General features: G+C 56.1%; 19 protein-coding genes. 6 read left to right on the forward strand and 13 right to left on the reverse strand.

Features of this window, described 5'->3' with window-relative positions; genetic code table 11:
- Positions 1–149: 149 nt before the first annotated feature.
- Complete coding sequence (glyA, locus tag RGW60_RS15690; protein WP_322205454.1) at positions 150–1,403, forward strand: serine hydroxymethyltransferase; 1,254 nt, start codon at positions 150–152, stop codon at positions 1,401–1,403.
- Positions 1,404–1,635: 232 nt separating this feature from the next.
- Here the strand turns inward: glyA and yjiA are convergent, their stop codons facing one another.
- From yjiA to RGW60_RS15705, 3 genes are all read right to left on the reverse strand, one after another.
- Entirely contained in the window at positions 1,636–2,613 is a 978-nt protein-coding gene (gene yjiA / locus RGW60_RS15695; protein WP_322205455.1) for a GTPase, read from the reverse strand.
- A 74-nt stretch (positions 2,614–2,687) separates the two neighbouring features.
- A complete protein-coding gene (locus RGW60_RS15700; RefSeq protein ID WP_322205456.1) occupies positions 2,688–2,885 on the reverse strand; it encodes a YbdD/YjiX family protein in 198 nt (65 codons plus the stop codon).
- Positions 2,878–4,983 carry a carbon starvation CstA family protein gene (locus RGW60_RS15705; RefSeq protein WP_322205457.1) on the reverse strand — a complete coding sequence of 702 codons (2,106 nt, stop codon included), beginning with the start codon at positions 4,981–4,983 and terminating at the stop codon, positions 2,878–2,880. Before RGW60_RS15705 ends, RGW60_RS15700 begins: the two co-directional genes overlap by 8 nt.
- A gap of 206 nt (positions 4,984–5,189) precedes the next feature.
- Between RGW60_RS15705 and RGW60_RS15710 the strand changes: the two genes are divergently transcribed.
- Entirely contained in the window at positions 5,190–5,558 is a 369-nt protein-coding gene (locus RGW60_RS15710) for a PilZ domain-containing protein (RefSeq protein WP_322205458.1), read from the forward strand.
- 76 nt (positions 5,559–5,634) lie between these two features.
- Here RGW60_RS15710 and radA read toward each other — a convergent pair whose 3' ends face one another.
- The gene (gene radA / locus RGW60_RS15715) at positions 5,635–7,002 is read right to left on the reverse strand and encodes a DNA repair protein RadA (protein ID WP_322205459.1); all 1,368 of its coding nucleotides are present in this window, start codon (positions 7,000–7,002) and stop codon (positions 5,635–5,637) included.
- Positions 7,003–7,195: 193 nt separating this feature from the next.
- Here radA and mscL point away from each other — a divergent pair, with 193 nt between their 5' ends.
- Positions 7,196–7,645: a large-conductance mechanosensitive channel protein MscL gene (gene mscL, locus RGW60_RS15720; RefSeq protein WP_322205460.1), complete on the forward strand. Its 450-nt coding sequence runs from the start codon at positions 7,196–7,198 to the stop codon at positions 7,643–7,645.
- Between the two features lie 61 nt (positions 7,646–7,706).
- On the opposite strand, the gene RGW60_RS15725 is transcribed toward mscL, so the two are convergent.
- Positions 7,707–8,483: a ferredoxin--NADP reductase gene (locus RGW60_RS15725; protein WP_322205461.1), complete on the reverse strand. Its 777-nt coding sequence runs from the start codon at positions 8,481–8,483 to the stop codon at positions 7,707–7,709.
- 184 nt (positions 8,484–8,667) lie between these two features.
- On the opposite strand from RGW60_RS15725, the gene RGW60_RS15730 reads away from it, so the two are divergent.
- On the forward strand, positions 8,668–9,078 hold the full coding sequence (locus RGW60_RS15730; protein WP_322205462.1) for a helix-turn-helix transcriptional regulator: 411 nt from the start codon (positions 8,668–8,670) through the stop codon (positions 9,076–9,078).
- Positions 9,079–9,202: 124 nt separating this feature from the next.
- Positions 9,203–10,327, forward strand: a complete 1,125-nt coding sequence (locus tag RGW60_RS15735; protein ID WP_322205463.1) for a methyltransferase — start codon at positions 9,203–9,205, stop codon at positions 10,325–10,327.
- An 85-nt stretch (positions 10,328–10,412) separates the two neighbouring features.
- Here the strand turns inward: RGW60_RS15735 and RGW60_RS15740 are convergent, their stop codons facing one another.
- The 3 genes from RGW60_RS15740 to RGW60_RS15750 are packed head-to-tail and all read right to left on the reverse strand — an operon-like array spanning position 10,413 to position 13,046.
- The gene (locus RGW60_RS15740; protein ID WP_322205464.1) at positions 10,413–10,580 is read right to left on the reverse strand and encodes a DUF2474 domain-containing protein; all 168 of its coding nucleotides are present in this window, start codon (positions 10,578–10,580) and stop codon (positions 10,413–10,415) included.
- A gap of 12 nt (positions 10,581–10,592) precedes the next feature.
- On the reverse strand, positions 10,593–11,600 hold the full coding sequence (gene cydB / locus RGW60_RS15745; RefSeq protein WP_322205465.1) for a cytochrome d ubiquinol oxidase subunit II: 1,008 nt from the start codon (positions 11,598–11,600) through the stop codon (positions 10,593–10,595).
- Positions 11,601–11,603: 3 nt separating this feature from the next.
- Positions 11,604–13,046 (reverse strand): cytochrome ubiquinol oxidase subunit I, encoded by a 1,443-nt coding sequence (locus tag RGW60_RS15750; protein WP_322205466.1) that lies wholly within the window; start codon positions 13,044–13,046, stop codon positions 11,604–11,606.
- A 331-nt stretch (positions 13,047–13,377) separates the two neighbouring features.
- Here RGW60_RS15750 and RGW60_RS15755 point away from each other — a divergent pair, with 331 nt between their 5' ends.
- Positions 13,378–14,625, forward strand: coding sequence for an MFS transporter (locus tag RGW60_RS15755; protein ID WP_322205467.1), 1,248 nt, complete (start codon positions 13,378–13,380; stop codon positions 14,623–14,625).
- Positions 14,626–14,662: 37 nt separating this feature from the next.
- On the opposite strand, the gene RGW60_RS15760 is transcribed toward RGW60_RS15755, so the two are convergent.
- The 5 genes from RGW60_RS15760 to RGW60_RS15780 all read right to left on the reverse strand — a co-directional run bounded on the left by RGW60_RS15760 (position 14,663) and on the right by RGW60_RS15780 (position 20,553).
- Positions 14,663–15,592, reverse strand: coding sequence for an alpha/beta hydrolase (locus RGW60_RS15760; RefSeq protein ID WP_322206944.1), 930 nt, complete (start codon positions 15,590–15,592; stop codon positions 14,663–14,665).
- Positions 15,593–15,653: 61 nt separating this feature from the next.
- Positions 15,654–16,595, reverse strand: coding sequence for a choline ABC transporter substrate-binding protein (locus tag RGW60_RS15765; RefSeq protein WP_322205468.1), 942 nt, complete (start codon positions 16,593–16,595; stop codon positions 15,654–15,656).
- Positions 16,596–16,832: 237 nt separating this feature from the next.
- Positions 16,833–19,037, reverse strand: a complete 2,205-nt coding sequence (locus tag RGW60_RS15770; protein ID WP_322205469.1) for a xanthine dehydrogenase family protein molybdopterin-binding subunit — start codon at positions 19,035–19,037, stop codon at positions 16,833–16,835.
- Complete coding sequence (locus RGW60_RS15775; RefSeq protein WP_322205470.1) at positions 19,037–20,023, reverse strand: xanthine dehydrogenase family protein subunit M; 987 nt, start codon at positions 20,021–20,023, stop codon at positions 19,037–19,039. The genes RGW60_RS15770 and RGW60_RS15775 overlap by 1 nt, the downstream gene beginning before the upstream one ends.
- Positions 20,020–20,553 carry a (2Fe-2S)-binding protein gene (locus tag RGW60_RS15780; RefSeq protein WP_322205471.1) on the reverse strand — a complete coding sequence of 178 codons (534 nt, stop codon included), beginning with the start codon at positions 20,551–20,553 and terminating at the stop codon, positions 20,020–20,022. The genes RGW60_RS15775 and RGW60_RS15780 overlap by 4 nt, the downstream gene beginning before the upstream one ends.
- Positions 20,554–20,570: the final 17 nt, after the last annotated feature.

Consider the following 20,570-nt stretch of genomic DNA (forward strand, 5'->3'; position numbering starts at 1 on the left):
TTCGTGAAGCTTGTGGCTTGTGGCTTGTGGCTTGTGGCTCGAACTCCAAGCCCCGTTCATCTTCCACATGATTCCCTTTCATATGCCAGATAAAACCCTATGGGTTAGAATGCGGCCTCTTTTCTACTGCCCGATCCATGAGGACCGCCATGTTCAGCCGTGATTTGACTCTCGCCAAGTACGACTCCGATCTCTTCGCCGCAATGGAGCAAGAAGCTCAGCGCCAGGAAGAGCACATCGAGCTGATCGCCTCGGAAAATTACACCAGCCCTGCGGTGATGGAAGCCCAAGGTTCAGTACTGACCAACAAGTACGCCGAAGGCTATCCAGGCAAGCGCTACTATGGCGGTTGTGAGTTCGTCGATGTGGTTGAACAACTCGCTATCGACCGCGCCAAAGAGCTGTTCGGCGCCGATTACGCCAACGTTCAGCCCCACGCAGGATCACAGGCAAACAGCGCGGTTTACTTGGCATTATTGCAAGCCGGCGACACCATCTTGGGCATGAGCCTGGCCCATGGCGGTCACCTGACCCACGGCGCCAGCGTCAGCTCGTCGGGCAAGCTGTATAACGCGGTTCAGTACGGCATCGACGGCAATGGCCTGATTGATTACGACGAAGTCGAGCGCCTGGCCGTTGAGCACAAGCCAAAAATGATCGTAGCGGGCTTCTCTGCTTACTCGCAGATTCTGGATTTCCCACGCTTCCGAGAAATTGCCGACAAAGTGGGCGCGTACCTGTTCGTCGACATGGCTCACGTAGCCGGTCTGGTGGCCGCGGGCGTTTACCCGAATCCGGTTCCTTACGCTGATGTGGTGACTACCACTACCCACAAGACCCTGCGCGGTCCACGTGGCGGCCTGATTCTGGCTAAAGCCAACGCCGACATCGAGAAAAAGCTGAACTCAGCCGTATTCCCAGGTGCCCAGGGCGGTCCACTGGAACACGTGATCGCGGCCAAAGCAGTCTGCTTCAAAGAAGCCCTGCAGCCTGAGTTCAAGACTTACCAACAACAAGTGGTGAAGAACGCCAAGGCCATGGCTGGCGTGTTTATTGAGCGCGGCTTCGACGTGGTGTCCGGTGGTACCGAAAACCACTTGTTCCTGCTGTCCCTGATCAAGCAGGACATCTCCGGCAAAGACGCCGACGCCGCATTGGGTCGCGCCTTCATCACCGTCAACAAGAACTCGGTGCCGAATGACCCACGCTCCCCGTTCGTCACCTCCGGCCTGCGCTTCGGCACTCCAGCGGTGACCACTCGTGGCTTCAAGCAAGCAGAGTGCATCGAACTGGCTGGATGGATCTGCGACATCCTGGCAGACCTGAACAATGAAGCTGTGATTGAAGCAGTACGCGAAAAAGTGAAAACCATCTGCGCGAAGCTGCCGGTGTACGGCGCTTAATACACCCGTTACTCGCTGCATGAAAAAGCCCGGTTCCTAAGCCCGGCTTTTTTATGCTTGGTGTCCCAGCAACCTCCCAGCGAGAGATTCCGCGCTGTCGCGCAGAAATATCGGCCAACTGTTGGAGCTGCCGAAGGCTGCGAAGAAGTCAGCAATGGTGTTGCTGACGTAAAACACCCTAAAGCAGATGGGCATTCAACTTTGGGGGGTCGGATCATAAGCATCAATCCTCTTAACTCCCGAGCTTGGCAAACCCGTCCCGAATCTTCGCTTCCGGCAAGTCATCAGCAATAAACACGATGACGCTTTCGCGCTTTTCGTCTTGCGCCCATTCAGTGTCCCAATCAAAGCCGTACAACTTCAGTACGCCTTGGAACACCATGCGCCGGGGTTCGTTGGCGATATTGAGTACGCCTTTGTAGCGCAGCAATTGATTGCCGTGTTCTTCCAGCAACGCGTTCATGAACTCGCTGAGTTTCTCGATATCCAGTGGGGCGTCGCTGCGCAGGACGAGGCTGGTGATGCGATCTATTGAGTTGCCCGCTGGTATCACCGGGCGCAGGTTAATACCGCCGCCAAGGTCAGCGTTGAGGTTGAAACCGCGCACGTCCAGCAATTCGGCGAGGTCGATGTTGCCGTGTTCGACGATACGAATCGGTGCGCGACGGTTGATGCGAGTCAAGCGCTGGGTCAAGGCGTCGAATGCCGCATCGTCCACCAAATCACGCTTGCTCACCAACAACCGATCCGCAAACCCGATTTGCGCCTGGGCGATGGTCTGAGTCAGGTGCTGCTCGGCATGGGCTGCGTCCACCAAGGTGATAATGCCGTCAAGGATGTAACGCTCGCGCAATTCTTCGTCAATGAAGAAGGTTTGCGCCACAGGCGCCGGATCGGCGAGCCCAGTGCATTCGATGACCAAGCGGTCGAAGGCAATTTCGCCGTTGTCGAGCCGCTCAAGCAGCAGGAACAGCGCTTTGGTCAAATCGGTGTGAATGGTGCAGCACACGCAGCCGTTGGACAGGGTCATGACTTGTACGGGCTCGGTGCCGAGCAATTGGGTGTCGATCCCGGCATCGCTGAATTCATTTTCGATGACTGCGATTTTCAGACCGTGTTCAGCCTTGAGCAGATGACGCAGCAATGTCGTCTTGCCCGCTCCGAGAAAGCCACTCAGAACGGTTACCGGAATAGGGGTTGTAACGGTCATCGGTACTCCTACACATAAAAACGCGCCACGACTGGCGTGGCGCGCTGAATCAAACCCTACTGCGAATCAAGGCCTCAACAGCACTTGGGTCCGCCCTTCCCGCCGTAACGGGCTTCCTGACGCTCCCGAAAGAACGCCTCGTAGGTCATCATCGGTTTGTCTGGGTGCGTCAGTTGCATGTGCGCGACGTAGTTGTCGTAGTCGGGCATGCCTACCATCAGGCGTGCGGCCTGACCGAGGTATTTTCCCAGTCGGCTCAAGTCATTAAACATGGGTTGCACCTCCAATAAATCCCGCTTTGCCGGTGTTCAATGGCATGGCCTGGAAAGGCGCTTCTTTATCGGTGCGTTCTTTACTGCCCCATGCCGCTACGCCGACCTTGATCGCGTAGAACAGGATGGCGAACACCACGAACAGAAACAGCGCGGTCAACGTGGCATTGGTATATGCGTTGAAGATCACGTGCTGCATCTGGTCGATGCTTGTAGCCGGAGCCAGTACCTGACCTGCGTCCAATGCCGTTTTGTATTTGCTCGCCAACGCGAGGAAACCCAGGGCTGGGCTTGGGTCGAACAGCTTTATGTAGCCTGCGGTTGTGGTGCAGATTAGCAACCAAACCGCTGGCAGCAGTGGCACCCAAATGTAGCGCTGGCGTTTCATTTTGATCAGGACCACGGTGGCGAGCATCAGCGCGATGCCGGCCAGCATCTGGTTCGAGATACCAAACAACGGCCACAGGGTATTGATCCCGCCCAATGGATCAATCACGCCTTGGTACAACAGATAGCCCCACATCGCGACGCAACCGCCGGTGGCGATCAGGTTGGCTGGCCAGGAATCGGTGCGTTTAAGCGCCGGAACAAAGGTGCCGAGCAAATCCTGAAGCATGAAACGACCCGCTCGGGTGCCAGCATCGACTGCCGTCAAAATGAACAACGCTTCAAACAGAATCGCGAAGTGGTACCAGAACGCCATGGTGTCTTTGCCTGGCAGCACTTGGTGCAGGATCTGTGCAATACCCACCGCCAGGGTCGGCGCACCGCCCGCTCGGGACAGGACGGTGGTTTCACCGATGTCTTTCGCCACGGCTATCAACGCGTCCGGGGTAATCGCAAAGCCCCAACTGCTGACGGTGTGCGCAACAGTTACTACGTCACCGCCGACAATCGCTGCCGGGCTGTTCATGGCGAAGTACACACCAGGGTCGATGACCGAAGCGGCGACCATGGCCATGATGGCGACGAACGACTCCATGAGCATGGCGCCGTAACCGATGTAACGGGAATTGGCTTCACTATCGAGCAGCTTCGGCGTAGTCCCTGACGCGATCAGCGCGTGGAAACCCGACACCGCACCGCAAGCAATGGTGATAAACAGGAACGGGAACAAGGCACCTTTCCACACCGGACCGGTGCCGTCAGTGAACTGAGTCAATGCCGGCATTTTCAGCTCGGGCGAAATAATCAGAATGCCCACTGCCAACGCGAGAATGGTGCCGATTTTCAGGAACGTCGACAGGTAATCCCGTGGCGCCAGCAATAGCCAGACCGGCAATACTGCGGCGACGAAGCCATAACCCACCAGCATCCAAGTGATCTGCACACCAGTAAAGCTAAACGCTTTGGCCCAGATTGGATCTGCAGCCACTTGACCACCCATCCAGATTGACGCCAGCAGCAGAACCACACCGATCACCGAGATCTCACCAATTCGGCCTGGGCGGATGTAGCGCATATAAATGCCCATAAACATCGCAATCGGAATCGTTGCCAGTACAGTGAACATGCCCCAAGGACTGCCCGCCAAAGCTTTCACCACGATCAGCGCAAGCACCGCGAGAATGATGATCATGATCAGAAAGCAACCAAACAGCGCGATGGACCCTGGGATAGGGCCCATCTCTTCGCGCACCATCTCGCCCAAAGATCGACCGTTGCGGCGGGTGGACAGAAACAGAATCATGAAGTCCTGCACAGCACCGGCCAGTACGACACCGGCAATTAGCCAAAGCGTACCGGGCAAATAACCCATTTGCGCGGCCAGCACTGGGCCGACCAAGGGGCCAGCGCCTGCGATGGCAGCAAAGTGGTGACCAAACAGGATGTGCTTGTTGGTCGGCACATAGTCCAGACCATCGTTATTGAGGACTGCCGGAGTGGCGCGACTGGGGTCCAGTTGCATCACCTTAGTGGCGATGAACAAGCTGTAGTAACGGTAAGCGACCAGATAAATCGCGATAGACGCGACCACAATCCACAACGCACTTATGGGCTCGCCACGGCGCAAGGCCACAACTCCCAGAGCACATGCACCGATGACCGCTAGGATTAGCCAGGGCACATGACGCAGCAGGCTATTATTGGTTTTCATTTTTTTTATTTTCCAGCTGAGTGGACTAGAAGAAGAGCCCTCGGAGTTTAGCCCCACCAGCGCGAAAGGCCATCCCCCACAATCGTCTTGAGCGGTAAATCGCCGACGAAACGCGAACTAAACGCCTTAACGAACCGCCTAAAAAATGTTCCACACGTGCAGCGCAGCTTATGACGCTATAGTCCAGCCCACTAGAGGATGAAATCATGACCAAATCCCACGAAGACCGTCGACGCTTTAAACGCTTCGCTTTCGATGCCAAAACTGAACTCAGTCAAGGCCATAATCGCTGGTCTGTACAACTTGCCGACCTGTCCCTTAAAGGCTTACTCATCCAGCGCCCGACACCTTGGCTCGGAGACCCGCAGCGCCCTTTCAACGTCACGATTCACTTGGGCGAAGACGTGGATGTTCACATGGACATAGAGCTAAGCCATGAAGCGAACGAACAGCTGGGATTTGTTTGCCTGCATATTGGACTGGAATCGATCAGCCATTTGCGCAGACTGATCGAGTTGAATCTTGGCGACCCCCTGGAGCTAGACCGTGAGTTGGCCGCCTTAGTTGACGTTTAGGTAGCCTATCCACCTCAGAAGCACCAGCAGGGTCTGAAAAAGACATCATCGAAGACGAGCACTTAAAGCGTTTTAATCACTCGAACAACGCATCCAGCGCCTGCTCAAGTCGAGTGACCGCAATCACTTGCAGCCCTGGCGGTGCTTCTTTGGGGGCATTGCCTTTGGGTACAATGGCCCGTTTAAAGCCATGTTTGGCCGCCTCTTTCAGGCGTTCCTGACCGCTCGGCACCGGTCGCACTTCGCCAGACAAGCCGATTTCACCGAACACCAGCAAATCGTGGGGCAGCGGTCGGTTGCGCAGACTGGAGATCACGGCCGCCATCAGCGCCAAATCCGAAGCCGTCTCCAACACTTTCACGCCGCCCACCACGTTCAGAAATACATCCTGATCATGGGTAGGAATACCGCCATGACGATGCAGGACCGCAAGCAACATGGCCAAACGATTTTGATCCAGGCCAAGGGTGACCCGACGAGGATTGGCCAAATGGCTATCATCCACCAACGCTTGAACTTCCACCAACATCGGCCGGGTGCCTTCCCACGTCGCCATCACCACACTGCCGGGCACTTCTTCTTGCGCTCGGGTAAGGAAGATTGCCGAGGGGTTGGAGACTTCTTTGAGGCCCTTATCGGTCATGCCGAACACGCCCAATTCGTTGACTGCGCCAAAACGGTTCTTCACCGCCCGCAGTAGGCGTAGACGGCCGTCCGACTCGCCCTCGAAATACAACACCGTGTCGACCATGTGCTCCAGAACCCGTGGCCCCGCCAGTGCGCCTTCCTTGGTCACGTGCCCGACCAGAAAAATCGCCGTGCCGCTTTGTTTGGCGTAGCGCACCAGCAAGGCCGCGCTTTCACGCACTTGCGACACACCGCCGGGCGCAGATTGGAGTTGTTCGGTGTAAATGGTCTGGATCGAGTCGATGACCATGACCTTAGGCTGTTCGATGCGCGCCGTGGCAATGATGGTTTCGATACAGGTTTCGGTCATGACGCGAAGCTTGTCTTGCGCCAGCCCCAATCGACGGGCGCGCATAGCAACTTGTTGCTGCGACTCTTCACCCGTCACGTACAGCGCAGGCATCTGCTCGGCCAAGGCGCAAAGGGTTTGCAACAGAATAGTGGATTTGCCAATGCCCGGATCGCCTCCGATCAGTACTACTGAACCGTCCACCAAACCACCCCCGAGCACGCGGTCCAGTTCAGCGGAGTTAGTCGTGAATCGCGGCATTTCCTCGACGCTGACTTCAGCCAAGGTTCTGATCTGTGCTTTTTGCCCCGTCCAGCCGGTGCGGCCGCTAGGTGGCGTGGCAGCACCGTTTTCAAGCATTGTCTCGACCAAGGTGTTCCAGGCACCGCATTCGCCGCACTGGCCAGCCCATTTCGGAAAAGTCGCACCGCACTCAGTGCAGCCGAACATGCGCTTAGCCTTGGCCATAAACACCCCAGTCATAAAAAGGGAACAATCATAACGCAGGTTTGCGAATCTGCGGATCACCGGCCAGCTCCGACAACGATACCGCGCGGATAAAACTTACCGGTAAAACCCCTGTCGATTGCTACGTCGCAAAGCACGATACGCAGAGCTGACTTACACTTTCAAATCACTCATCTGTAAAAGGAACAAGCTCATGAGCGTACTTAGCGAATTCAAGGCCTTCGCCGTTAAAGGCAATGTGGTCGACATGGCCGTCGGGATCATTATTGGCGCAGCCTTCGGCAAAATCGTTTCGTCGTTCGTCGGCGATGTTGTCATGCCACCCCTTGGGCTGCTGATTGGCGGGGTGGATTTCAGTGATTTGGCGGTAACGTTGCGTCCTGCCGAGGGAACATTCCCGGCTGTGGTTCTGGCGTACGGAAAGTTCATCCAGTCGGTTATCGACTTCTTGATTGTAGCGTTCGCGATCTTTATGGGAGTCAAGGCTATCAACCGCCTTAAGCGCGAAGAGGCTGTCACTCCGACGCTGCCAGCTGCTCCGAGTACTGAAGAAGTGCTGCTGGGTGAAATTCGCGACTTGCTGAAGCTACAAAACGGGCGGCCCCTGGAAAGCGTTCTTGTCGACCCGGCGCGTCTGGGTTGACTGACACCAAACGGCAAGCGCGCCTTTCTAAAGGGCGCCTGCTTTCACCGCACCTTGCGGTTTACCAATAGGTCTCGACGGCCACTTGCCCTGGTCGCCGGCTCAGGCTGAGCTGCATGTCACGCTGTTTAAGCAGGGTGCGCGTGTCTTCGATCATCTGCGGGTTACCGCACAACATAACGCGCGAGTGCTCTGGGGTCAGCGCCACGCCAGCGGCTTGCTCCAGCTGACCCTCTTCAATCAGTCGCGTGATGCGCCCGGTTAACGCCCCCGGATGCAGCTCGCGGGTCACTGTCGGCAAAAACAGCAATTTCCCGGCATATTCAGCGAGATAGTCTCGCTGATTCAGCCCGGCGATCAGTTGTTGGTACGCCAATTCGCACGCTTGGCGCACGCTATACACCAAAACGATGCGCTCGAATTTCTCCCACACTTCAAAGTCTTGAAGAATAGAAAGAAACGGAGCAACACCTGTGCCGGTGGACAACATCCACAGATCACGCCCATCGGCAAACCGATCAAGGGTCAGGTATCCGAACGCTTGGCGATCAATCAGTAGCGTATCGCCTTCGCGCAAATGGCTGAGCTCGCTGGTGAACTCCCCGTCCGGAACGACGATAGAGAAGAACTCCAGAAACTCATCGTGTGGCGAAGACGCCATGGAATAGGCCCGCCACACGACGCTGCCGTCAGCCTTGGTAACCCCTAAGCGCGCAAATTGGCCTGCACGAAATCGAAAGCCTGGATCGCGAGTAGTGCGCAACGTGAAAAGGCTCGGGGTCAGTGGTGTGACGTTGAGCAGCGTCTGACGGGTAAATTTTTCTGCGCTGGCATTCATGTGCGCTTCTGGCTCCTGTGGCTGGAAGTAGTTTCCTCAGTGTCCCGCAAAGTCCGGCTGATAAACACCGCCGGTTTGTAGTGGCTTTTAAAAGGAAAGGACTCAACCTCTATAGGCAAATCTTCTAACTGGCATCTCTATTTTTAACGTTTTGTTTCTACACTTAGAAATGCCTACAACGAGTATGGATGCTCAAAAAATGGAAACCTGGAATGCAGACGAAGTAAAAGGATTGATCTGCGCCGTTGATGAAACAGTCCGCGAATATGTCCCGATACGCAGACACGACGCTATTCCATCGGTAAATCAGTGGGGAAAAGCTGAACAAATCGTGTGGCTGAGCAACTTGCTCTACGCCATCATGAACCAGCGTAATTTAACCTCGAACCCCAACCTTATTCACCCGATGCTATCGCCCAGGGAGACTGATGTGCTCAGATGGTCTGCTGCCGGTAAGACAGCTGCGAACATAGGCGTCATTCTCAATTTGAAAGAGCGCACAGTGCGCTTTCATATCGCTAATGCGATAAAAAAAATGGGCACCACCAACAAAACCGCGGCCGTTGCGCAAGCGTTGAAGTACGGCATTCTCTAGGCATTTCAGGGCATAGCGGAAAACCAGAGGCCATTGAGCGAAAAATCCGTAAAATCGACCACTTCTGCGGGTACCTCTACATCTAGGACCCGTGCAATAACGTCGAACCAGAGTTTTTCTTCTCATGCCCCTGCTTAACAGCCGCTTTGCCCAGCTCGACCTCATTCGCCAGCCTGACCAGCCGAATGAGCCCTTGCAGGCATTCGATGCCGCTGATGAATACCTGCTCAGCTATGTCGCGGAAAAAGGGCTGACAGCAGACAGCCGCGTACTGGTGCTCAACGACAGTTTTGGCGCGCTAGCCACCAGCTTGGCCACTCATGCGGCGGTGGTCAGCAGCAGCGATTCATACTTAGCACTGCAAGGTTTAGAAAAGAACCTGATACGCAATGGTCATGCCTTTGACGCCGTGCCCACAATCCCGGCGAACGAATCATTTACCGGATCGTTCGACTGGGTGCTGATCCGAGTGCCGAAGACTTTGGCTTTGCTCGAAGAACAGCTTATTCGCTTGCAAGGCCATTTGGCGCCGGGTGCCCAAGTGGTGGCTGCGGGGATGGTGAAGCATCTACCCCATGCAGCGGGTGAATTGCTTGAGCAATACGTCGGACCGGTAAACGCCTCACTGGCGGTAAAAAAAGCGCGTTTATTGTTCGCCACGCCCGCCCTCAAGGGCGTACAGCCGTCGCCCTACCCCACCCGCTACACGCTTGATGAGCCGGTCATCGAACTGCTTAACCACGCCAACGTGTTCTGCCGCGAAGGCCTGGACATTGGCACTCGCGCGTTTCTGCCTCATCTGCCGACCAACCTTGGCTACGCACGCGTTGCCGATTTAGGCTGCGGCAACGGAGTGCTGGCGATTGCCAACGCACTGAGCAACCCGCAGGCGCATTACACATTGGTTGATGAATCATTCATGGCCGTGCAATCCGCGCATGAAAACTGGCAGGTAGCCTTGGGTGAGCGAGAGGTCATCGTGCGAGCGGCTGACGGGCTGGCCGGCCAAGAGGGGGGTTCGTTGGACGTGGTGCTGTGCAACCCGCCGTTCCACCAACAACAAGTCGTCGGCGACTTTCTGGCATGGCGCATGTTCCAACAAGCCCGTGACGCGCTAGTGGTTGGCGGCGCACTGTATATCGTCGGCAATCGACACTTGGGCTATCACAGTAAATTGGCGAAGTTGTTTCGAGGTGTCGAACAGGTCGCGACTACGCCAAAGTTCGTGGTGCTTAAAGCGCGCAAGTGAATAGTTCTATGAGGCCAAATTGAATTTCCAGTGTGAGCGAATTTATTCGCTCACACTGGAACCTATCTATGTGTCGTCCCCAACCTTAATGGCTGGTCAGCCCCGCCGCGTTCATGAACAAACGCATGCCATAGGCGACGATACCCAGCGCCGTGACGCTGCCGATATAAATCACAATCAACCACCCGATCCGCTGCCACATCGGCTTCTTCAGGGCCGGGTCTAGCCCGTGAACAGACTCTTTACTAGCCATCAGCGCTTCCCCCTAGTGATAACCGTCTTCGTGAGTCACCTTGCCGCGGAACACGTAGTAGCTCCAGAACGTGTAACCCAGAATGAACGGGATGATGAACAGCGTGCCCACCAACATAAAGCCTTGGCTTTGCGGCGGCGCGGCGGCGTCCCAAATGGTGATCGACGGCGGCACGATATGCGGCCACAGGCTAATCCCCAATCCGCTGTAACCCAGAAAGATCAACACCAACGTTAGCAGGAACGGCGTGTAATGCGCGTTGCGGGCCACCGCTTTAAACAAGCCGAACATCGTGACCAGCACCAGGACTGGCACCGGCAAGAACCAGAAAAGGTTCGGCAGACTAAACCAACGGTGGGCAATATCGGCATGGGCCAGCGGCGTCCAAATGCTGACTACCCCGGTCACGGCCAACACCACCAACGCCAAAGGCCGCGCCAGATCATGCATCTGCTTTTGCAGCTTGCCTTCGGTCTTCATGATCAACCACGTGCAGCCAAGCAGCGCATACGCAACGATCAGCGCCAAGCCACAAAACAGCGTAAACGGCGTGAACCAATCCAATGAGCCACCGGAGAACTGCCGATTGACCACCGGGATGCCGTCAATAAAGGCCCCCAGCGCAACCCCTTGGAAGAACGTGGCCGTCAGCGACCCGCCGATAAACGCCATGTCCCACAGATGACGTTTTTCAGCCTTGGCCTTAAAACGAAACTCGAAGGCGACGCCGCGAAAAATCAAACCGATCAGCATCAAAATCAGCGGCAAATAAAGAGCCGACAATACGACTGCATAGGCCAGCGGGAAAGCGCCGAAGAGCGCCGCGCCACCCAATACCAGCCAAGTTTCATTACCGTCCCAAACCGGCGCGACGGTGTTCATCATGACGTCACGCTCGGAATCGTCCTTGATGAAAGGGAAAAGAATCCCGATCCCTAAGTCGAAGCCGTCCATAACCACGTACATCATGATGCCGAAGATAATGATTACGGCCCAGATCAGCGGAAGATCAATACCCATGACTCAGTTCCCCTTGCTCAGGCTGTCGGGTGCGTCGCCGTCTTCGGAGCCTTCAAGGGCAGCGGAGAGTGGGCGCGAAGGCGTGCGTTTCTGGCCAGGACCGCCGTGTTTCAGTTCCTTGCCTTCGTTGTTGATCGGACCTTTGCGCACCAGACGCATCATGTAACCCAAACCCACACCGAATAGCGTGAAATAGACCACCACGAATAGACCCAGCGTCAGGCTCATCTGCCCGAAGCTATGCCCAGAAGACGCATCTGCGGTACGCAGCAAGCCGTAAACGACCCAAGGCTGACGCCCGATTTCAGTGGTAAACCAACCGGCCAACATTGCAATCAGCCCTGATGGCCCCATCCACAATGCCATGTACAAGAACGCCCGGGACTGGTAGAGCTTGCCCCGCATCCGCAGCCAGAGACTCCAGAGACCCGTGAAAATCATCAGGAAACCCAAACCCACCATGACCCTGAACGACCAGAAAACAATAGTCGAATTAGGCCGATCTTCAGGTTTGAAACTCTTCAAAGCGGGCACTTGCTCGGTCAACGTGTGGGTCAGAATCAAGCTGCCCAAATAGGGAATTTCTACAGCGTATTTGGTTTTCTCGGCTTTCATGTCCGGCAGACCGAACAGGATCAACGGGGTCGGTTTGTCGCCGTCGTTTTCCCAGTGACCTTCGATTGCGGCAATTTTGGCGGGTTGATACTTCAATGTATTAAGGCCGTGGAAGTCTCCGATTACCGCCTGTATCGGCGCAACCAATAGCGCCATCCACATGGCCATCGAGAGCATTGTGCGGATTTGCGGCGTATCACGACCACGCAGCAAGTGCCAAGCGGCTGAGGAACCGACAAAAAAAGCGGTGGCGACAAATGCTGCGGTAGCCATGTGCGCTAGGCGGTAAGGAAAGGAGGGGTTGAAAATTACAGCCAGCCAATCCACCGGAATAACTCGGCCGTCGACTATTTCAAAACCTTGGGGTGTTTGCATCCAGCTGTTGGAAGCCAAAATCCAGAATGTCGAAATCAGGGTGCCGACAGCTACCATAACGGTGGAAAAAAAGTGTAACTTACGGCCGACCTTGTTCCACCCGAATAACATTACCCCAAGGAAACCGGCTTCCAAGAAGAACGCAGTCAACACCTCATAGGTCAGCAGCGGACCAGTGACGGCACCGGCGAAGTCGGAGAACCGGCTCCAGTTGGTACCGAACTGATAGGCCATCACAAGCCCGGAGACCACACCCATACCAAAGTTGACCGCAAAAACCTTCGACCAGAAGTGGTACAGATCCCGGTATACATCGTTTTTGGTTTTCAGCCACAGGCCTTCGAGTACCGCCAGATAACTTGCCAGACCGATGGTGATGGCAGGAAACAGGATGTGAAACGAAATGGTGAATGCGAACTGAATTCGGGCGAGATCAATTGCCTCCAAACCGAACATAGGTCTTCCTCTAATCAGGTGATTGTGACGACAGACCGAAGTCATCACCAGCTGCCCCCAAGGATAGGAGTGCTGGGTGTTGGCATTGTTCTGTAATCATTTCGCAACGCGGGGATTTCAGTAGATCAGGTCTATAGCACCGCATGGCACCTTGATCCAGATCAACCATGGATCAAAGAGTAGACCTATTTGAGGCATGAACTGTGCGGTTGATTGTCGCGTGGCGAGTTGTCTCACTCTGTTACAAGAGGTACGACAACCTTAACCGCCGCAAACAAATGTTACAGAACACATGCTAGTCTCGCCGTTCACCGTCGAGGCCGCGTTACCAATGCCTAACCAAGAACCGAAGTTATTGCGTCAACATCGTCCGTTTTTGGCGTTTTGGTTTGCACGGATTTTCACCGCCAGCGGCTTTCAGATGCTCAGCGTCGCCATCGGCTGGAATATTTATCAATTGACCGACAACGTACTGGATCTGGGGCTTGTGGGCCTGGTTCAGTTCATTCCACGGGTTATTTTCATGCTGCACACCGGGCATGTGGCAGACCGTTATGACCGACGCAAGGTTGCATCGATGTGTCAGGCGGCTCAAGCGTTGATCGCACTGGCGCTGTTCGTCGGCAGCAGCACCAGCACCATCACCCCGGCAATAATCTTCATTCTGTCGTTTTTGCTCGGAGCAGCCCGTTCGTTTGAAATGCCAACGACCCAAGCGCTCCTGCCCTCCATTGTGCCCAATACGCTGTTCCCGCGAGCGGTGGCCGCTGCGCAGTCGGCTCAACAATCGGCGACCATTGTTGCGCCCGCCCTCGGCGGTTTTTTGTACGCCTTCGGCAGTTCTTGGGTCTACGGACCGACTGTGGCGCTGTACATCATTGCCTGCTTACTGATGCTCAACCTACCGGCGCGTCAAACACCGATGAATACGGGCAAGGCGACACTGGATTCATTGCTGGCAGGCATTCGTTTTATCCGCAGCCGCCCGGACATCCTCGGCGCTATTTCTCTGGATTTGTTCGCGGTGCTGCTGGGCGGTGCCACCGCGCTACTGCCGGTATTTGCCAAAGACATTCTGCTGACCGGACCGTGGGGCCTTGGCCTGCTGCGTTCGGCGCCAGCGGTGGGTGCTTTGCTGATGTCATTCTGGCTGGCGCGATTCTCGGTAGACCGAAACGTGGGTCGAGTGATGTTCACTGCGGTGGGCGTGTTCGGCGTGGCTACCATCGCCTTCGGCTTGTCGACGTCGTTCTGGTTTTCCTTGGCGGTGCTGGCAGTACTCGGCGCGGCGGACATGATCAGCATGGTGATTCGCGCCTCGTTCGTTCAGCTGGAAACCCCCGACGAAATGCGCGGCCGGGTCAGCGCAGTGAATGGCTTGTTCATTGGCGCATCCAACCAGTTGGGCGAATTTGAATCAGGCCTCACCGCACACTGGTTCGGCACTGTGCCCGCCGTTGTATTGGGCGGACTCGGTACGCTAGTGGTCACCGGGACGTGGATCAAATTGTTCCCGACATTGGCCAAGCGTGATCGGATGCGGGACATCGTGGTGGAGCAGGAGAAAGAGGCCGTTTAGGTTTTTTTGAGTTTCGGGGAGTGCTTTTGGGAATGTCTTAGGCCAAAAACTTTCTTAGGGCGACCAAAAGCTCTTCATATAACGTGTCTACCTCTGCAGCTTTGCCTTTGGCGCGTAAGCAGCCATGGACCAAGCCTGTGCCCAGATAAAACTCACTCGACACCTGCGCATCCTTGAGTGCTTGGTGATAGCAAACGCCATCGTCCCGCAACGGATCGTATTGAGCCGAAGCTATGAATGCCGGGGCCAATCCGCTGAAATCGCTGGCCATCAACGGCATCGCGTAGGGCAGTTTTTCCTGATGACGATGGGTCAAGTACAGCGCTCGATAACATTCCAGATCGTTATTGCTCAGCAGCGGCGCATCCGCACACTCGGTACGTGACGGTAGGTCCGACGCCCCGCCCAACCCCGGATACAGCAATGCTTGCCCTTTGGGCTGAGGTTCACCGCTATCACGCAACGCTAAACAGAGCGCCGCTGCCAGGTTACCGCCTGCGCTGTCCCCGGCAATAGCCAGCCTCTGAACGTCTACGCCCAAGCTGCTGGCCTGTTGCTGAATGGCTCGCCAGACTGCCAAACAATCATCGAACGCCGCCGGGAATGGAAACTCCGGAGCCAAACGGTAATCCACCGCGATAACTACTGCGCCCAAATCTGACGCCAATGCGCTGGTCAAAAAATCGTGGGATTGAAGGTCGCCCACTACCCAGCCGCCCCCGTGCAGATACACCACGCATGCCCAGCCATTTGCAGGCGCTGCCCCCCAAGGTTGATAACAACGCACGGGCACTTCGGCGAGGCAAAAATCAGTAACATTCAGACCCGCTGGTCGTTCAGGAGTAAAGGCACGGCACATGCGCGAATAGGCTTCACGCATGCCGTCGATGTCGGGGGTTGTGGCGGTAAAACTGAGGGTCTGCGCGACAAATTCGGCCATCGCGGCAGACAAAACATAAGAAGAGATCATGCGGACTCCAGCCCCGCCCAACAGCAGGGTGGGGACGGGCAATGCGAAGGTGTTAGCGTTATTGGCTAAGGCTAAGCTGCAGGTTTTTGGCTGCGTCCTTGCCATCGAAAGTAGTGACACCGGCCAACCAGCGTTGCACGTCTTCCGGATGATCACGCAACCATTGCTTGGCCACGTCGTTTGGCGCCTTGCGGTCCATGATCGGCACCATTAACTGGCTTTCCTGTGCAGCGTTGAACGTAAGATTACTCAGCAAGCGGCTGACGTTAGGGCACCGCTGAGCGTAATCCGGTGCCGTAACGACCGATACGGTAGCGGCACCTTCGTTCGGACCGAACACATCTTCACTGCCACTCAAGTAAGCAATTTTCATGTTGATGTTCATGGGATGCGGGGTCCAGCCGACGAACACGACCCATTCATTGCGCTTGATCGCCCGCGATACGGCAGCAAGCATTCCGGCTTCACCCGACTCGACCAGCTGGAAACCTCCGAGGCCGAACTGGTTGCTATCGATCATGGCTTTGATGGTTGAGTTGGCCCCGGTGCCCGGCTCGATGCCGTAAATCTTACCCCCGAGCTTGTCTTTGAATTTTGCGATATCGGCGAAGGTTTTGAGGCCGCCAGCAGCTACGTAGTCAGGCACAGCAAGGGTCGCTTGTGCATCACTCATGCTAGGTTTTTCAAGCACCTTCACCTGATTGGCCGCGATAAACGGTGCGATATTTTTATCCATGGCCGGTTTCCAGTAGCCAAGGAACACGTCCAGTCGCCCGTCCCGCATCCCACCAAATACAATTTGCTGCGCCGCACTGGTCTGTTTGACCTGATACCCCATGTTCTGGAGCAACACTTCAGCCACCGCACTCGTGGCAATTACATCCGTCCAGTTGACCACGCCCATGCGCACATTTTGGCAAGCCGCAGGCTCGGCCGCCATCAACGCCGTACTGCTCAATATCAACACACCACAACTGATATGACGGATAAATTTTTTCATGCATGCTCCCTCGGGCTGGCTGATTTTTTTATGTGCAGCGCGGCGATCGAACGTCGCCGTGATGGACCAAATTACCCAGCAGCCCGGGGAACAAAACGCCTCTATGCGACCTGCATTTGCACCCTAGCGACATTAAGCAACACACAAGCGCTGCAAAAACCCACTGGTTAGTGAAGGGGTCGAGGCGGCGGCCTGAACATGCCGCCTCGCGAACAACTTCTCTCCTGCAAAGGGTGCCTACATAAGCTTATCCAAGGTAATCGGGAAGTCGCGAATCCGCTTGCCCGTGGCATGGTAGATGGCGTTCGCAACTGCGGCGGCTACGCCACAGATCCCGATTTCACCGACCCCTTTGGAACCTAGCGCATTTACAATGTCGTCATTTTCCTCAACGAATATCACCTCGATCTGACCAATATCCGCGTTCACTGGAATGTGATATTCAGCCAGGCTGTGGTTCATGGTTCGCCCCAGGGTGTGGTCGGTCTGCGCTTCCTCGTGCAATGCCATGCCGATGCCCCAGACTACACCGCCGAGAATCTGACTACGCGCCAGCTTCAGATTGATTACCCGCCCAGCCGCAATGGCACTGACCACTCGACTGACATGCACCGTGCCCAAATCTTCATCTACCTGCACCTCGACGAACACTGCCGAATGCGTCGCAGTGGCATAGGGTTCGCGCTTGTTTTCGTCAGGTTTGGCGTCGACCTGAACCTCCAGCTGTTGTCCAGGAAGGCTGCACACGACTTGCGCCAATGAAAGCCGATGCTCACCCCAGTGAAGATAGCCTTCGGCTACCGTCACCTGATCAGCAGCAACCGAATCTAACGCCGGGTTTACCCTGCGAGCCGCTTCCAACAGTTTTTCTCGAAGTGACTCACACGCTTGCTGCACCGCCGTGCCTACTGATGAGACGGTGAATGAGCCACCTTGCAGAGGCGCCGTGGGCAGCGATGAATCACCTAGTACAAACGTAACGTTTTCCAGCGCCACCCCGGCGCTGGCCGCCGCGATTTGAGTCATGACGGTGTAGGTGCCAGTACCGATGTCAGTGGTTGCGCTGCTAACGGTCAATCTGCCGTCAGCGTCAATCTGCGCCTTGGCACTGGCCTTCATTTGCAGTGACTCCCAGACGCCGCCGGCCATTCCCCAACCGATCAGTTGCCGACCATTGCGCATGCTGCGGGGTTCAGGATTGCGCTGGTCCCAACCGAAGCGCTCCGCGCCCTGGGCATAACAGGCTCGCAGTTCTTTACTGGAATAGGGTTTGTCTTCGTTGCCGTTGCGCTCGGCGAAGTTGACCAGGCGCAACTGCACCGGGTCGATAGCCAGGGCGCATGCCAGCTCGTCCATGGCGCATTCAAGGCCGTTGACGCCTAACGCAGCACCAGGGGCACGCATATCCAGCGGGGTGTAGACGTCCAGTGGTGCCAGCTTGTAGGTCAACTCAACGTTGTCGCAGGCGTAGAGCATGCCGCTCCATTCCACAACGTGCTCGGTGAAATCTTCGAACCGCGAGGTCTGGCCGATTGCATCGTGTCCCACCGCTACCAACCGGCCATTGGCAGCAGCGCCCAGACGCAGGCGCTGCAAAGTGCGCGGGCGATAGCCGAACGTAAACATCTGCTGGCGAGTCAGGGTCACGCGCACTGAACGCTTGAGCTCCAACGCCGCCATCACCGCCAACGGCAGCTGATATTGCGGGCGCAACCCCGAGCCAAAGGCGCCTCCGACAAACGCCGCCAAAATCCGTACCTTGTCCTTTTCCAGCCCAAAGACTTTTTGCACGTAGCTCTGGCAGTTTTGCAGGCCTTGGGTTTTGTCGTGAATCTGCAAGCTGCCATCAGCTTGGTAAAGCACCGTCGAGGCGTGGGGCTCCATTGGGTTGTGGTACTCGTTCGGCGTGCTGTAGTGAACATCGACGCTGAGTGCTGCACCGGCCAGCTCTGCCTTGAAACTGCCGCGTGGTTTGGGCGTTTCGGCGGGCGCGGTGTATGCCTCATCTTGCGCGGCCAACAAATCAGTTTCGTGCGGTTCGCGGGCGTATTCGATGCGAATCAATGAACCCGCATAGCGCGCCAGTTCCAAGGTATCGGCGATCACCAACGCTAATGGCTGACCGCTATAAAGGACACGGTCGTTATATAGCGGGCGAAACGGAGCACCCTCGGCGGCGTCAGCATCGTCATAATCTTTGTCGTAACTGGCGAGCTTGGGTCGATTGCGATGGTCAAGCACCTTCACCACGCCCGGGACCTCCAGCGCTGCCGAGGCGTCAATGTTCAACACCCGACCTTTTGCGATGGTGCTTGATACCACGCTGCCGTGTAGCAGGCCGACTTCTGAATACTCACCTGCATAACGCGCTTGGCCCGTGACTTTCAATACGCCATCGACGCGGTCCAGCGCTTGATCCATTGGGGACGAAGTAGTGTTCATCAGGCGTGCCCTCCTGCAGCGGCATTTTCAAGGGCACGAATGATTGCGCGGCGTGCCAATTCAATTTTGAATCCGTTATGTTCCAGCGGCTGCGCATGCTTTAGCAGGGCGTCGGCGAGTGCAGTGAAATGCTCTGCCGTCGCGGTTTCACCAATCACCAACGCCTCGGCCTCTTGATCGCGCCACGGTTTATGCGCCACACCGCCTAACGCCACCCGTGCATCGAGAATCACGTCGCCGTCCATCTCCAGCGCCGCTGCAACAGACACCAACGCAAAGGCGTAAGAGGCTCGGTCTCGAATTTTCAAATAACTACTGTGGGCAGCGAAGCTTTCAGCGGGAAGCTCGACAGCAGTAATCAATTCATCACCGGCCAACTGGTTGTCGCGCTCGGGCGTGTCGCCTGGCAGCCGGTGGAAGTCGGCAAAATCCAAGGTGCGCTCGCCATCCCGGCCTTGTACATGCACAACCGCTTCCAGCGCCGTTAGTGCTACACACATGTCTGACGGATGAGTGGCAACGCATTCGTCGCTGGCACCCAGGATCGCGTGAATGCGGTTTAAGCCCTTTCTTGCGGAGCAACCGCTGCCCGGCTCGCGCTTGTTGCAAGGCACCGTTGCGTCATAAAAATAGTAACAGCGGGTGCGTTGTAACAAATTGCCACCGGTAGTGGCCATGTTGCGTAACTGCGGCGATGCCCCGGCGAGCAGCGCTTGAGAGAGCAAGGGATAGCGCTGCTCAATCTGCGGGTGCCACGCCAGATCGGCATTACTTACCAGTGCGCCAATCAATAGGCCGCCGCCAGGGATGTCATGGACTTCCCGCAGGGGCAACCCAGTTATATCGATCAAATGCTCCGGGCGTGAGACGTTTTCTTTCATCAAGTCCAGCAGGTTGGTACCGCCCGCAATAAATCGCGTGGCCGGACCTGCCAAATTGATCGCTTGAGCCACGTCGAGCGGCTTGCTGTAGTTAAACGGATTCATTCGTCAGCCCCTCTGTGCGGGACGATGGGCTGCTGCGGGCGCAACTGCGGCAAGGCTTCTTCGACAGCTGCAAGAATGTTGCTGTATGCACCACACCGGCACAGATTGCCGCTCATCATTTCCTGAATCTCGGCCGAGCTGTGAGCGCGACCTTCATTGGCCAGCCCTACAGCGGAGCAGATTTGCCCAGGCGTGCAATAACCGCACTGAAACGCATCGTGTTTGATGAAGGCTCGCTGCATCGGATGCAATGTATCGCCTTGGGCTAGCCCCTCGATGGTGGTCAGCTCGGCGCCATCGCACATGATTGCCAGCGTCAGGCACGCATTAATGCGTTTGCCATCGCGCAACACCGTACACGCACCACATTGACCATGGTCACAACCCTTTTTGGTGCCGACCAGGTCCAAGCGGTCGCGCAGCAAGTCAAGCAACGTAGTCCAAGGTTGCACATCAAGCTGTCGTATTTGGCCATTGAGAATCAGACGGATCGCGTGGCCAGCGAAATCCGTTTGGGGTGTCACGCTCATGGGAACCTCACGATGGG

Origin of the sequence: Pseudomonas sp. AB6, from assembly GCF_034314105.1 — a bacterium.
Classification (GTDB): domain Bacteria; phylum Pseudomonadota; class Gammaproteobacteria; order Pseudomonadales; family Pseudomonadaceae; genus Aquipseudomonas.

Bases quoted from the DNA above. Each gene is read 5' to 3' on its own strand.
- RGW60_RS15725 (WP_322205461.1), bottom strand. From the start codon at position 8,483: ATGAATGCCAGCGCAGAAAAATTTACCCGTCAGACGCTGCTCAACGTC.
- RGW60_RS15710 (WP_322205458.1), top strand. From the start codon at position 5,190: ATGACCAAATCCCACGAAGACCGTCGACGCTTTAAACGCTTCGCTTTC.
- RGW60_RS15780 (WP_322205471.1), bottom strand. From the start codon at position 20,553: ATGAGCGTGACACCCCAAACGGATTTCGCTGGCCACGCGATCCGTCTG.
- RGW60_RS15700 (WP_322205456.1), bottom strand. From the start codon at position 2,885: ATGTTTAATGACTTGAGCCGACTGGGAAAATACCTCGGTCAGGCCGCA.
- RGW60_RS15740 (WP_322205464.1), bottom strand. From the start codon at position 10,580: ATGGCTAGTAAAGAGTCTGTTCACGGGCTAGACCCGGCCCTGAAGAAG.
- RGW60_RS15750 (WP_322205466.1), bottom strand. From the start codon at position 13,046: ATGTTCGGTTTGGAGGCAATTGATCTCGCCCGAATTCAGTTCGCATTC.
- glyA (WP_322205454.1), top strand. From the start codon at position 150: ATGTTCAGCCGTGATTTGACTCTCGCCAAGTACGACTCCGATCTCTTC.
- RGW60_RS15770 (WP_322205469.1), bottom strand. From the start codon at position 19,037: ATGAACACTACTTCGTCCCCAATGGATCAAGCGCTGGACCGCGTCGAT.
- RGW60_RS15705 (WP_322205457.1), bottom strand. From the start codon at position 4,983: ATGAAAACCAATAATAGCCTGCTGCGTCATGTGCCCTGGCTAATCCTA.
- RGW60_RS15775 (WP_322205470.1), bottom strand. From the start codon at position 20,023: ATGAATCCGTTTAACTACAGCAAGCCGCTCGACGTGGCTCAAGCGATC.
- mscL (WP_322205460.1), top strand. From the start codon at position 7,196: ATGAGCGTACTTAGCGAATTCAAGGCCTTCGCCGTTAAAGGCAATGTG.
- RGW60_RS15730 (WP_322205462.1), top strand. From the start codon at position 8,668: ATGGATGCTCAAAAAATGGAAACCTGGAATGCAGACGAAGTAAAAGGA.
- RGW60_RS15755 (WP_322205467.1), top strand. From the start codon at position 13,378: ATGCCTAACCAAGAACCGAAGTTATTGCGTCAACATCGTCCGTTTTTG.
- radA (WP_322205459.1), bottom strand. From the start codon at position 7,002: ATGGCCAAGGCTAAGCGCATGTTCGGCTGCACTGAGTGCGGTGCGACT.
- yjiA (WP_322205455.1), bottom strand. From the start codon at position 2,613: ATGACCGTTACAACCCCTATTCCGGTAACCGTTCTGAGTGGCTTTCTC.
- RGW60_RS15735 (WP_322205463.1), top strand. From the start codon at position 9,203: ATGCCCCTGCTTAACAGCCGCTTTGCCCAGCTCGACCTCATTCGCCAG.
- cydB (WP_322205465.1), bottom strand. From the start codon at position 11,600: ATGGGTATTGATCTTCCGCTGATCTGGGCCGTAATCATTATCTTCGGC.
- RGW60_RS15765 (WP_322205468.1), bottom strand. From the start codon at position 16,595: ATGAAAAAATTTATCCGTCATATCAGTTGTGGTGTGTTGATATTGAGC.